The following is a 12,776-nucleotide window of genomic DNA, read 5'->3' on the forward strand; positions in this document are numbered from 1 at the left end:
GCAGGTATTGGCTCTGACCCGGCCTGCTTTGCCCGGCGAACCACAAGCCGCGGGCGAACGCGGGAATTGGGAGCGACTCATGACACGACAGGACAGGATCGCTGATCCTTGGGGAACGCGGACGCCATACGGATCCGGCGAGAAGTGGCCGGTCCGCGTGGATACACACCTCGAGGAGGGGTTGAAACCGGAGGACGTCGACCGCTGGGTACAGACGGCGTCGATCATGCACTCGAATGGTGACGCCTTGGACATCGCCGTCAAGGATGACCGCATCGCAGGTGTCCGTGGCCGGGCGTCGGACCGGGTCAATCATGGTCGGCTCGGGCCGAAGGATTTGTACGGCTGGCAGGCGAACTCCTCCCCCGACCGTCTGACCAAACCGTTGATCCGCGAGGGCGGGAAGCTGGTGGAGACGGACTGGGACACGGCGATGGACCGGGTGGTCGGCCGGACCAAGGACCTGCTGGAAGAGCAGGGGCCGAGCGCGGTCGGTTTCTACACGACCGGCCAGCTGTTTCTCGAGGAGTACTACACCCTCGGCATCATGGCCCATGCCGGCGTCGGGACCAACCATGTCGACGGCAATACCCGGCTCTGCACGGCAACGGCCGCCGCGGCGCTGAAGGAGTCATTCGCCAGCGACGGCCAACCGGGCTCCTACACAGATGTTGATCACGCTGATGTGATTGCCCTCTACGGGCACAACATGGCCGAGACGCAGGTGGTGCTTTGGGAGCGCGTCCTGGACCGGCTGGAGGGACCAAATCCGCCGAAGATCATTTGCGTCGACCCGCGAATGACCCGGGTTGCCCGCGCCGCGACAGTACATCTGGCACCCCGGCTGGGCACGAATGTCGCGTTGATGAATGGCCTGCTCCACGAGATCATCGCCAAGGACTGGGTTGACCACGACTACGTTGAAGCGCATGCGGTGGGCTTCGATGAGCTGGAGAAACGGGTCAGCGAGTATTCGCCGGAAGTCGTCGCCGAAATCTGTGATGTTCCCGCCGAACAGATCCGCGAGGCAGCAAAGATCATCGGCGAAGCCGAGCGCCTGCTTTCGACCGTCCTGCAGGGCTTCTACCAGTCCAATCAGGCGACGGCGGCGTCCGTGCAGGTCAACAACGTCAACATTATCCGCGGCATGCTCGGCAAGCCCGGCTGCGGCGTTCTGCAGATGAATGGCCAGCCCACCGCGCAAAACACCCGGGAAGCCGGGGGCGACGGCGATTTCCCCGGCTTCCGCAATTGGTCCAACGACGCCCATATCGCCGACCTGGCCCGGGTATGGAACGTGGAGACAATGGAGATACCGCACTACTCCCCGCCCACGCATGTCATGCAGATGATGCGTTACGCGGAGGAGGGTTCCATCCGGATGCTGTGGGTGAGCGCCACGAATCCGGCAGTGTCCCTGCCCGAGCTGCGGCGCATCCGTTCGATCCTGACCCAGAAGCGTCTTTTCCTGGTGGTGCAGGACATCTTCCTGTCCGAGACCGCTCAACTGGCCGACGTCGTCCTTCCGGCCGCCACCTGGGGCGAGAAGACGGGTACCTTCACCAATGTCGACCGCACCGTCCATCTTTCTGAGAAGGCCATCGATCCCCCGGGCGAAGCCCGCTCCGACCTGGACATTTTCCTCGACTACGCCCGCCGGATGGACTTCAAGGACAAGGACGGCGGACCTCTGGTGAAGTGGCACGACCCCGAATCCGCCTTCGAGGCCTGGAAGGAATGCAGCCGCGGCAGGCCCTGCGACTACACCGGCATGTCGTACGAGAAGCTCCGGGGCGGCTCGGGGATCCAGTGGCCCTGCAACGAGGAGAATCCAGAAGGAACAGAACGCATCTACGTTGACGGAAAGTTCTGGAGCGATCCCGAGTATTGCGAAAGCTACGGTAAGGATCTGGTCACCGGAGCGCCGCTGGAGCCGACCGAGTACAAGGCGATGAATCCGTCCGGCAAGGCCGTGATCAAGGCGGCCGGCTACATGCCACCGCACGAGATCACCAGCGAAGATTTTCCATTCCAGCTCACGACCGGCCGGACCGTCTATCACTTCCACACCAGGACCAAAACCGGCCGCGCGCCGCAGCTGCAGGCGGCCGCCCCGGAGGTGTGGGTGGAAATGTCCGCGCAGGACGCTGGCGACCAAGGCATCAATGAAGGCGATCTCGTTGAGGTTTCCACACCGCGCGGATCGGTACGCGGCAAGGTGCGGATCAGCGGTATCCGTCCCGGGGTGCTCTTCCTTCCCTTTCACTACGGTTACTGGGACACCAAGAAGGGCCATAAACCGGGCGGTTCAGGCCGTGCCGCCAATGAGCTGACCATCACCGATTGGGACGCCGCTTCGAAACAGCCCATCTTCAAGACCGCCGCCGCCCGGGTGAAGCTCGTGAAGCGTGCACGCCGCGGCAAGCCATCCGCCGCTCCAACCACCACCGCATCGGCGCCGGTTTCGGACGGCATCCGTCCCACCCGTGGTGACGCAACAGCCGGAGTCGACGAAGAACTGAATGTGGAGGGAAAACGATGAAGATCGGGCTGGTTTTGCATGAGATGCACCGCTCAGAGAACGATCTGGCGCACGAGCTGCTGCAGGTCTCGGAGCGGCATAAGGTCGACCACGAGATTTACCATATTGGCCGCGACCTGGCCCGTTGGTCCCAGCGCCATGTAGAGGAAATCGCGGAGATCGGCCACCGCTATGGGCAGAACCTCAATCCAAAGCCGAAGGATGAGTTTGGTCTCGTCGAAAGGATGCGGGAAACGGGCAGCGACCTGATCGGCCGGCGCGGCGACGCGTCGCTATTGGTCATCCGCGACCTGCGGAAAATCTACATGAAGGCCTCCGGGGTATCGGCAGACTGGGAGATTCTTGCCCAGGCCGCGCAGGGGATGAAACAGAAAGATCTCCTCGACGTCACCAAAGAGTGCCATCCGGATACGCTCCGGCAGATGCGTTGGGCCAACGCCATGCTAAAAGTCGTCTCGACCCAGATCATCGTCAGTTGACCTCCCACGACTGACGGAAGCAGCAGGACGGCCGTGTCCGTCTTGGATCGCTGAGGCGAGCGCAGACGGCGCTGGAGCGGGGTGCGCCAGTGTGATCGCGTTCGCGCCGACGATCAGCGCGATTCCGGCCCATTCCAGCATCCCGAGCCCCTCGCCCAGCAGGAAAAATCCGATCGCCGCAGCGAACATCGGGTTGACGCTCATGAGCATGCCGAACAGATTGGCCGGCACCCGGCGCAAAGCCAACAGGTCAGCGATGTAGGGCACTGCGGAGGCGAGCACGCCGGCGCCGACTGCGCAGAGCACAGCGAAGGTGCTCGGCGGATTGCGGACGAAGAGCGCTATTCCAACAGGCAGGAACAATACCGCGGAGACCGTAACAGCTGCGGCGGCGCCTGTTACCCCGGGAACCCGTCGGCCAATGGTGCGGTTCAGCAGAATATAGGCCGCCCAGCAGCCGGCCGCGATCAGCCCAAGGCCCAGACCGACATAGTCGGTCGACGGCTCCGGACGGGTGATCGCGACAACTCCCAGTGCCGCCCCGGCCGCGCAGATGCCGCCGCGGACACTGCGCGTACCCAGAATCGCCACGAACAGCGGACCCAGGAATTCCAGCGTGACCGCCAGGCCAAGCCCGATGCGCTCGATCGAGAGGTAAAGGGTCAGGTTCATGATTCCGAAGACGGCGGCAAGCAGCAGGACCGGCCACCACTGCCCCCAGGTGAACTTCCAGATCCGGGGCCCGGCCACCGGAAGCAGAATCGCCGCGGCGATAACTTGGCGCACGGCAACGACCGCCACCGGTCCGATCAGCGGAAAAGCCAAAGAGCCGATGGCGGCGCCCGTCTGGTTCGACAGTGCGCTTCCCAGCAATGTCAGCACTCCGGCGCGTCGCCGGGAGAGCCGCGGTGTTCTCGTTTCCATGGCACCAGCGTGCCGGTCAAAACGTCATTCCAATAATGCATAGACGGCTTGGCTTATACACTTAGCGTATGAGTGTTGAACTGAGGCAACTGCGCTGCCTGCTGGCCGTAGCCGAGTGTGAAAGCTTCACCGATGCGGCCATCGAACTTGGCATCTCCCAGGCGGCGGTTTCGCGGAATCTTGCGGCATTGGAGGCCTCCCTAGGCGTCCGGATGGTCGAACGCACAACACGATCGGTCCAGCTGACGCCGGCCGGAGAGCGTGCCCAGCGCCATGCCCGGCGCATCCTCTCAGCGCTCGAAGACCTGGAGCAGGAAGCAAGAGCAGGCGAAAGCATCCTTCGGGTCGGCTACGCCTGGTCCGCACTGGGAAAGCACACAATCGAGTTCCAACGGCGATGGGCAGCGGCGCACCCGGAAACCGAACTGAGGCTGGTGCACACCAACAGTCCCACAGCCGGCCTCGCCGAAGGGCGGACCGATATGGCAATCCTGCGCCGCCCGCCCGACACCGCCACCTTCGATGTGGTGCTCGTCGGCGTCGAGAATCGCTACTGTGCAATGGCTTCGGACGATGACCTTGCCCGACGGCGCTCGGTGACCCTGGCCCAAATTACCGACCGTCCAGTCGCGATCGACTTCCGTACCGGAAGTACCGGCCCTGAGCTCTGGCCGCCGCACCAGCGGCCTGTCGCCACCATTCCAATCGACGACGTCGACGACTGGCTGACCTTGATCGGCAGCGGCCGTGCCCGCGGCGTCACGGCCGAATCCACCGCAGATCAGTACCGCAGATCGGGACTCGTCTATCGGCTGGTGCGCGACGCCCCTCCCGTGCCGGTGTACGCCGCCTGGACCCGCTCCAACCCTCCGATTGAGCGAACCTCCCTCATCGAGCTGATCGCCGGCCTTTACGCTTAGCCGGACTCGGTAAGGTTCCGGCAGATGAGATGCTCATCCCAAAGCCTGCTGTGGCAGCCGCGACCGGGGAATGGCGGCCGTCACTCATGGGCGGGAGCCGCCATGGTGGAAGTCTGGACCGGCCTCTCATGCGGGGCGTACAGTCAATATGAGGTGTGTGTTTGGCGCATCTCAGGCTGGAGCCACGATGCAGACCGGGCTGACCGATTTTCCCCTTTTCGAGGCCATCGTCGGGCGCCGTTCCCGACGTTTCGGGCTGGGCATGGAGATCCCGTCCGGGCCTCTCGCATACAGTTCCGGGGCTGAGCCGCTGAGCCTGTCGGAGTTTGAACGCTCGATCCTCGTCGCCGCCGGAACCGGGGTCACCGGCTGGTCCTTCGGGGTGCCCTTCGGCCCCGACCGGCCCGGGGAGCATGCCCACTACACGCAGAGGTTCACGGGCCGTACTGCGCCGACCGCCGCTGGCATCGGTACGCCGGTGCTGTTCGCGACCGACGACTCGGGAACCTATCTCACGAACACGCGTGATCTTCTTCCGGACCACGCTCTTGACGTTGAGGACCGTGACGGTGCCCTGGATGCCATGGTCGACTTGGTCCGCACCCACACCGAGCAGCTGTCCGAACGCCGACTCGATCTCCCCGCGGCCCCGCCGCACATGCTGGAACCAAACCTCTGGATGGCGAACGTACCGGGCTCAACCCTCTTCATGCCGGTGGCCGATGCCAGCGAGCAGGTGCTCAGTTTGATGGCCATGGCCCTGGCTAACGGAAATGTGCTCATGGACGACTTGGCCGGGCGCCCGGCCGGCGACCCGAACCCCTACATCCGCAGCGGCCTCCTGCAGGAGGACAAGCGCATCCCGCTGACAGTGCTTCAGCAGATGGCCTACGAGGCAAACGTCGCGGAGCTCGCTTTCGTGGGCCACAACATTGTGCTCACCCTGCAGGCAATGGGGCTGGGCGGCCTGTACCTCAACGGACTCAACCGGTGGAGCATCCTGGGCGCGTTCGACGAGCGTGGGATCGAGGGGCTTGGGTTCCGCTTCGTGCGCGACTCCCGCTGGACTCTGCCCAACCCCGTCGGGCTCGACGGCCGTTTCGAGGGCCTGTGCCCGCCTTACGTGTCGGACATGCGCGAGGCCGTGAACATCTTCGTGGAGCGCAAGTTCGGGCCCGAGGGGGCCTATGACCCCAGCACGCCTGGAGCCTGGGCGAACGCCAAGGCGATCAAGCAGGACGTCACGCACTACTCCGAAGAGTTCATCGACTGCCTGAGCGAGGTCGCCCAATACGTCTATGACACCTATGGCAAGTTCCCCAACACCTTCACGACCATGGTGCTCACGGGTTTCGTCCAGGCCGTGCACCTCGACACCGAATTCTACGATACGCACTACCAGCCCGGCGCCTACCTCCCGACGCACTCGCACCACATGGAGCGTTGGCACGCGGATGGTTCCGAAGGGTGACTCGCCGGCATAGGTCAGCCCGAGTCACACTTCCTTACCCCCGCTCGAGGAAGGCTTCCTCTTCCGGATTCAGGTATTGCTCGATGGCGCGGGCCAAGTCTTGATGCTGCGTCAGGTCAGGGTCGGCGTCAATAATCGTCTGGGCCTCGGCCCGCGACTTCTCGATGATGGCCTGGTCTTCGCCGTGGACCACGCGCAGCTTCTTGAGGGTCGACTTCCCGCCCGACTGGCTGGAGCCCAGCACGTCGCCTTCGCGGCGCAGCTGCAGGTCCAGTTGGGCCAGCTCGAACCCGTCCGTGGTGGCGGCCGTAGCGTCAAGCCGCGTGCGGCTGGGGTGCCCCTTTTCCAGATTGGTGACCAGCAGGCAGGTACCGGCGTGGCCACCTCTGCCTACACGTCCGCGCAGCTGGTGCAGTTGCGAGATCCCGAAGCGGTCCGCGTCCAGGATGATCATCAGGGTGGCGTTGGGGACGTCGACGCCGACTTCGATCACCGTCGTGGAGATCAGCATATCGATTTCGCCGGCATTGAAGGCGGCCATCGTGGTGGTCTTCTCCTCAGCATCGAGCCGTCCGTGCAGAATCCCGATGCGCGTCCCGGCCAGCGCGGGCACCTCGGCAGTGAGCCGCGCCAGTTTTACCACCGCGGCCAGCGGCGGCCCCTTCGGCTTCCCGGTCCCGTTACTGCCACTGCCGTCGCCAACCCGCGACCCGTCGTCGTCATAATCCACCAGGTCCAGCGCGTCCCCCGGCCCCGCGTCGTCGTCGCCAATCTTGGGGCAGACCAAATACACCTGCCGCCCGGCGTCGATCTCCTCACGCGCCCGCGCCCAGATCCGGTCTTTCCAGTTCGGGTTCTCCGCCAGCGGCACCACATGGGTGCTGATCGGCGATCGTCCGGCCGGAAGCTCGGTCAGGCTCGAGGTGTCCAGGTCGCCGAACACGGTCATCGCCACCGTCCGGGGTATTGGCGTCGCGGTCATCACCAGCAGGTGCGGCGGCTTCAGCGCCTTGGTCCGCAGCACGTCGCGCTGTTCGACGCCGAAGCGGTGCTGCTCATCGACGACGATCAGCCCCAGGTCGAAAAAGCTCACATTTTCGGACAACAGCGCATGGGTGCCGATGACGATCCCCGCGGAGCCGTCGGCGACGGCCAGCATCGCGCGCTTCCGCTCCGCCGTGGACTGCGAACCGGTCAGCAACCGCACCTGCGTACCGTCGATGTCCCCGCCCAGCATGCCGGCCTCCGCCAACGGTCCGAGCGCCGCGGTGATGGAGTAGTAGTGCTGGGCCGCGAGCACCTCGGTCGGGGCCAACAACGCTGCCTGTCCCCCGGCGTCGATCACCTGCAGCATTGCGCGCAGCGCCACAATGGTCTTGCCGGAGCCGACCTCGCCCTGCAGCAGTCGGTTCATCGGATGGGAACGGGCCAGCTCGCCGTTGAGGTCCTCGCCAATCTCCCGTTGCCCGTCGGTCAGCGTGAACGGCAGCCGCTCATCGAATCGGTCCAGCAGCCCGCCGGGACGGGAAGGCCGGGCGGTGGCATCCTGCCGCGCATGTTCGGCCCGCCGCTTGGCCAGTGCCGTCTGCAGCACCACCGCCTCCTGGAACCGGATCCGCCGCTCCGCCTCCGCGATCTCGTCCATGGTGTCGGGCCGGTGCAGCTGCTCGTAAGCCTCCCGCAGCGACAGCAACCCCTCCCGCCGGGCCATCTCGTACGGCACGGGATCCGGCAGCCGCTCGAAGTTCACCGAGTCGAGCAGAATCCCGACGGCATCCTTGATTTTCCAGCTGGTCAGTTTTCCCGTCGCCGGGTATACCGGGATCGGCCGTTTCGCCAGCGTCTCACTCTCCGTGCCGTCGTCGTCGGCCAGCAGCGTGTAAACGGGGTTGGTCAGCGTCAGCTGCCCCTTGTAGGAGGTGACCTTGCCGGAGAACATCGCCTGCATCCCGACGGTCAGTTCCTTGTGCGCGACGTACCCGTTGAAGAAGGTGACATGCATGTAGCCGAGGCCGCCGGAGCCGTCGGTAATGGTGATCTCCGTGATCGAGCCCTTGCGGGTCTGCATCCGCCGCTGCGTGTTGGTGTGGATCCGCGCCACCAGGGTGACATCCTCATCCCGGGGAACGTCGGCAATGGGGGTCAGCTCGCCGCGCTTCATGTAGGCGCGGGGGTAGTAGTCCAGCAGGTCGCCGACCGTGCGCAGGCCAAGGTGCTTCTCCAGCACGTTGGCGGACTTTTTCCCGATCCGCCGTTCCAGCGGGAAGGAGTACTCCGTCGGCCCGTGCGGCGCCGCCCTGGTGTCGCTGAGGTTTACCGCCTGTCCCACCACGGCAAACCTACGCCGAGCTGGCGGACAGCGACGTCACGCTGACATTCTGCGGATCGGCCAGCAGCCGGATGACTTCGAGCACCGGCTCGGCCTCGGCCACGTGCACGTGCAGCCGCCACCGGTAGCCCTCCTCCACCTCGGTCACCGCGCTCATGATCACCGAGTCGCCCAGCTCGTCCAGCCGCGCGCGCAGCCCGGCCGCATCGAGTGGGGAAAGATTCACCGTGCACATCACTTCGACGCCATCGCCGGCTGGGATCTCCGTGTGGATGTGCGGGGACTGGACGGAGTAGCCGGACAACCCGTCCAGCAGGTCCTCCTGCAGCTCTTCGCCCAGCACCACTGCACGCAACGTGTCGAAGATAAGCAGCAGCCCGACGCCACCTGCATCGACCACATGCGCCTCGGTCAGTTGGGACAGCTGGCTCTCGGTGTCCACCACCGCTTCACGCGCGGCTTCGACGACGGCGTTCAGCGTCTCGGTCAGTGCGGCATTGCTGTCGTCGGCGTGCGTCTGCACCGCCATCGCGGCGGCGTCCGCGCAGCTCTCCAGCACCGACAGCATCGTCCCCGGCACCGGATCGGACAGCGCGGACCATGACCGGATCTGCGCCCGATGCAGCCCAGCAGCCAGCAGCGGCCCGGTCAGCCGGTTGCTGCCGTGCAGCGGCTCGGCCATCGCCGAAAGCATGACGCCAAAAAGCGTCCCGGAGTTCCCGCGGGCATCCTCCATCGCCGCCTGCGCAGCAATCTCCAGCAGCTCGCCCAGATCCTGCGACTCAACCACGGCCGCGGCGGTGGAGGCCGAGCGGATCGTCAGGTACAGGTTGGTTCCGGTGTCGCCGTCGGCAACCGGGAAGATATTGATCGCGTTCAGGCGGTCGCTGTGATTGCCCAGGCACTCTTCCGACTTGCTCAGCCATCGCCGGACTCCGGCAACATTGGCGGCAATTTTAGTGTGCAAAGTGATCCCATCCCACAGTCTTTACCGGGGTGCCCCCCAGCGTGACGCCTGATTCTCCAGCGTGTATCGAGCCTATCGCAATGAAGCCCTCAGGCAGTTTAGTGCCACTGGCGAATGTCGCCAACAATCCGTGGTCCTCTCCCCCGCCCAGCACCCAGTCGACGGCGCTCGCGCCCAGCAACTCGGCGGTTGACTGCAGTGGTTCGGAAAGCTTTTCGACGGCGACAGGATCCAGATCGACGACGACGCCGCTGGCCGTGGCCACGCGTCCCGCGTCCCGGACAAGGCCGTCGGACAGGTCGATCATGGCATGCGCCCCGGCGATCGATGCGGCCGGCCCAGCCTGCAGCGGTGGCAAAGGCCGGCACTGGTTTTTCACCAGGGCGAGCTGCTCCTCGTCCAGAGTCTCCATCCCGTGCTCGCTCTCCAACAACGCCAGCCCTGCTGCGGCCCTGCCAGCAGTTCCCGCCAGTACGACGACGTCCCCCGGCTTCGCTGCCGAGCGCAGCACCGGCTCCCGGCCATCAAGGTTTCCGAGCACCGTCACGGTGACCACGATTTCGCGTCCACGACCCAGGTCTCCCCCGGCCACCGAGCAGTCCTCCGCTCCGAGCTCCTTGATCGCGGAACTGAGGCCACGCGCCACGTCTTCCACCCATTCGACAGGCGTTTGGCCTGGAAGCGTCAGACTAACCACCATCGACGTGCCCTCGGCACCCATGGCGTTGATGTCCGAGAGGTTCTGCGCCGCAGCCTTCCAACCGACGTCGAAGCCGGAAGTTTCGTAACCGTTCGGCCAGATCAGCCGGAAGTCCTGGTCCTGCACCTGTGTGTCGACAGTGACTACCGTGCGTTCGTCCGGAGCGGCGACAACTGCCGCATCATCGCCGGGACCTAGCAGTACTGAGTCAGACATGTGCAGTAGCGGAAATATCTTGCTGAGAAGTTCGCCTTCGCTCAATTCGTTGACAGATACTCCGGCGGGCTTGGGGGTAAACGGATTAGAACTCCCCATGTTTGTCTCCACAGAATTCAACCTATCGGCTAGCCGGCAGTTAGTAAGCAAGTTCACCAAGAGCGGATATGACGAGTCGGTAGAATGAACTAGTGTCTTGCAACCCAACCATTCTTCGAGTCTTGAAATGGAGTCTCGGAGCGTTGGTTTGCGGGGTGCTCTGCATTCTCCTCGTTGGTTATGCACTTTTTGTCGTCCCACGTTCGACCGAAAATCCGCAGCCGTCGGATGCTGTAGTCGTCCTGGCAGGAAACAGCGATGAGAGACTGCCTGTCGCCAAGCAGCTCATGGATGAGTCCGTCGCGCCAGTTTTGGCTATAGGCACGACCAACACATCAGGTAACGCAAGTGCGGATAGGCTTTGCCGAGCACGAGGGACTATGGCCCAGATCGCATGTTATTCCCCCAGTCAAGGAAATACCCGCGACGAAATCCGCGCCCTGTCACAGGTGATCGAAGAGCGTGATTGGAATCGGGTCACGGTGGTGACCTCGCAATACCATGCGACGCGTGCCCATACGTTGTTGAGCCAGTGTTCGACGGTGGATATCCAAATGGTGGTCTCGGAATCTGAATTAGGCTTATCAGAATGGCTCAGCCGGTTCGTCATCGAATTCGGCGGGCTCGCCCAAGCGTACTGGAATCCTATTTGTTAGCGGCGAACGCTGGCGAAGTTCAAGCGTAATACAATATAGAGACCTCTTCCCCTACCCGTGCTCTTTGATGTCGCTCTTTCGTCCCAAGGCTTGGAACGTCCATCCGCGACTTATCCAGGATCGGGAATCGAGCACGTTGCGTCCGTCGATCAAATGCTTGTGCGCCACATAATCCCCGATGTCATCGGGTGACATATCAACGAACTCTTGCCATTCGGTGAGAAGGAGTACAACGTCAACGTCCTTTACTGCTTCGACAAGTGAAGCACGGTAGTCCAGGCGGGGGAACCTAATAGCTGCATTTGCATTCGCCTCAGGATCGTACACCTTTACATCGGCGCCACTGTTGAACAAACGGCCGGCGATATCAAGAGCGGGAGAATCACGAACATCATCGCTGTTCGGTTTGAACGCCGTACCGAGAATCGCGATGGATTTTCCTTTCAAGTCCCCGAGGAGGTTTTCGACCAACCACACTATGCGGTCGCGACGCCGAAGGTTTACCTCGTCAATCTCGTTCAAGAAGCGCATCGTGCTATCCAGTCCGAGTTCGGAGACGCGGGCCTGCAGAGCCCGTATGTCCTTCGGTAGACAACCTCCGCCAAAACCCAGTCCAGCATTGAGAAACATACGGCCGATTCTCTTGTCGTGGCCTATAGCATCGGCAAGGGTGCGAATATCTCCCCCGACTGTTTCCGTGACTTCGGAAAAGGCATTGATGAACGATATCTTCGTCGCAAGGAAGGCGTTGGCTGCAACTTTGACGAGTTCCGCGGTTTCAAAGTCTGTTGAGATATAAGGCGTGTCGCGTGAAAGGGCATCAGCATAAACGGTACGCATCGTGGCATCTGCATCGGCGGAATCGGTACCCACAACCAGACGGTCGGGGCGGAGGGTATCTTGAACGGCAAGCCCTTCTCGTAGAAACTCTGGGTTCCAGGCCAGCCCTATTTGCAGGCCGGGCATCGACTTCTCCGCCACGAGTGACTTTAATCTGCGGGCTGAACCGACAGGGACCGTCGACTTCCCAACTATCAGAGCATCTTTGGTGATCGACTCCGCTATGGCAGCCACCGACGCGTCAACATAGGTCATATCCGCCGCATGTTCACCGGGCCTTTGGGGAGTTCCAACAGCTATAAAGTGGACGTCACCGAAGTTTCCTGCCTCTTCGAACGATGTTGTGAAGCGAAGGCGTCCTGACGAAGTATGCTTGCGCAGAAGCTCGGGCAGCCCAGGTTCGTGAAAAGGTAATTCGCCCATATTGAGGCGGTCGATCTTTTCTTTGTCCACGTCGACCCCCAACACGTCAAAGCCGAGTTCGGCCATAGAGGCTGCGTGCGTCGCTCCTAAATATCCAGTGCCGATCACAGTCAACTTTAACGTCATCATTCCCCCTTCTGAGATTCTTCCAAGCATCCTTTGGCCAATCACCGGTGGTAAGTCGGCATGTGTAGTTCCAGAAGTTCGCAT

The 12,776-nt window shown here is 63.0% G+C and carries 10 protein-coding genes; 5 read left to right on the forward strand and 5 right to left on the reverse strand.

All coding sequences use genetic code 11. The annotated features are described in order from the left end of the window. The first annotated feature begins 79 nt into the window (after window positions 1-79). Together ACX80B_RS01305 and ACX80B_RS01310 are read left to right on the forward strand one after the other, a co-directional pair. A complete protein-coding gene (locus ACX80B_RS01305; protein WP_459292240.1) occupies window positions 80-2,542 on the forward strand; it encodes a molybdopterin oxidoreductase family protein in 2,463 nt (820 codons plus the stop codon). After that, entirely contained in the window at window positions 2,539-3,021 is a 483-nt protein-coding gene (locus tag ACX80B_RS01310) for a hypothetical protein (RefSeq protein ID WP_459292242.1), read from the forward strand. The genes ACX80B_RS01305 and ACX80B_RS01310 overlap by 4 nt, the downstream gene beginning before the upstream one ends. Here the strand turns inward: ACX80B_RS01310 and ACX80B_RS01315 are convergent. Continuing rightward, window positions 2,986-3,945, reverse strand: coding sequence for an EamA family transporter (locus tag ACX80B_RS01315; RefSeq protein ID WP_459292244.1), 960 nt, complete (start codon window positions 3,943-3,945; stop codon window positions 2,986-2,988). The two genes, ACX80B_RS01310 and ACX80B_RS01315, sit on opposite strands and share 36 nt — an antisense overlap. Window positions 3,946-4,013: 68 nt before the next feature. On the opposite strand from ACX80B_RS01315, the gene ACX80B_RS01320 reads away from it, so the two are divergent. Next, window positions 4,014-4,865, forward strand: coding sequence for a LysR family transcriptional regulator (locus ACX80B_RS01320; RefSeq protein ID WP_459292246.1), 852 nt, complete (start codon window positions 4,014-4,016; stop codon window positions 4,863-4,865). A 157-nt stretch (window positions 4,866-5,022) separates the two neighbouring features. Beyond that, window positions 5,023-6,336 carry a hypothetical protein gene (locus tag ACX80B_RS01325; RefSeq protein WP_459292248.1) on the forward strand — a complete coding sequence of 438 codons (1,314 nt, stop codon included), beginning with the start codon at window positions 5,023-5,025 and terminating at the stop codon, window positions 6,334-6,336. Between the two features lie 34 nt (window positions 6,337-6,370). On the opposite strand, the gene ACX80B_RS01330 is transcribed toward ACX80B_RS01325, so the two are convergent. Genes ACX80B_RS01330 through ACX80B_RS01340 form a run of 3 tightly spaced genes read right to left on the reverse strand, consistent with a single transcriptional unit; the run spans window position 6,371 to window position 10,647 of the window. Beyond that, window positions 6,371-8,665 carry an ATP-dependent DNA helicase RecG gene (locus tag ACX80B_RS01330; protein WP_459292250.1) on the reverse strand — a complete coding sequence of 765 codons (2,295 nt, stop codon included), beginning with the start codon at window positions 8,663-8,665 and terminating at the stop codon, window positions 6,371-6,373. Between the two features lie 10 nt (window positions 8,666-8,675). After that, a complete protein-coding gene (locus ACX80B_RS01335) occupies window positions 8,676-9,632 on the reverse strand; it encodes a DAK2 domain-containing protein (protein WP_459292252.1) in 957 nt (318 codons plus the stop codon). Next, window positions 9,622-10,647, reverse strand: a complete 1,026-nt coding sequence (locus tag ACX80B_RS01340; RefSeq protein ID WP_459292254.1) for a thiamine-phosphate kinase — start codon at window positions 10,645-10,647, stop codon at window positions 9,622-9,624. Before ACX80B_RS01340 ends, ACX80B_RS01335 begins: the two co-directional genes overlap by 11 nt. A gap of 92 nt (window positions 10,648-10,739) precedes the next feature. Here ACX80B_RS01340 and ACX80B_RS01345 point away from each other — a divergent pair, with 92 nt between their 5' ends. Beyond that, on the forward strand, window positions 10,740-11,303 hold the full coding sequence (locus tag ACX80B_RS01345; RefSeq protein WP_459292256.1) for a YdcF family protein: 564 nt from the start codon (window positions 10,740-10,742) through the stop codon (window positions 11,301-11,303). Between the two features lie 51 nt (window positions 11,304-11,354). On the opposite strand, the gene ACX80B_RS01350 is transcribed toward ACX80B_RS01345, so the two are convergent. Further along, a complete protein-coding gene (locus ACX80B_RS01350; protein ID WP_459292841.1) occupies window positions 11,355-12,692 on the reverse strand; it encodes a UDP-glucose dehydrogenase family protein in 1,338 nt (445 codons plus the stop codon). Window positions 12,693-12,776: the final 84 nt, after the last annotated feature.

This window comes from Arthrobacter monumenti (assembly GCF_054511255.1).

Bases quoted from the DNA above. Each gene is read 5' to 3' on its own strand.
- ACX80B_RS01305 (WP_459292240.1), top strand. From the start codon at position 80: ATGACACGACAGGACAGGATCGCTGATCCTTGGGGAACGCGGACGCCA.
- ACX80B_RS01315 (WP_459292244.1), bottom strand. From the start codon at position 3,945: ATGGAAACGAGAACACCGCGGCTCTCCCGGCGACGCGCCGGAGTGCTG.
- ACX80B_RS01320 (WP_459292246.1), top strand. From the start codon at position 4,014: ATGAGTGTTGAACTGAGGCAACTGCGCTGCCTGCTGGCCGTAGCCGAG.
- ACX80B_RS01350 (WP_459292841.1), bottom strand. From the start codon at position 12,692: ATGACGTTAAAGTTGACTGTGATCGGCACTGGATATTTAGGAGCGACG.
- ACX80B_RS01310 (WP_459292242.1), top strand. From the start codon at position 2,539: ATGAAGATCGGGCTGGTTTTGCATGAGATGCACCGCTCAGAGAACGAT.
- ACX80B_RS01340 (WP_459292254.1), bottom strand. From the start codon at position 10,647: ATGGGGAGTTCTAATCCGTTTACCCCCAAGCCCGCCGGAGTATCTGTC.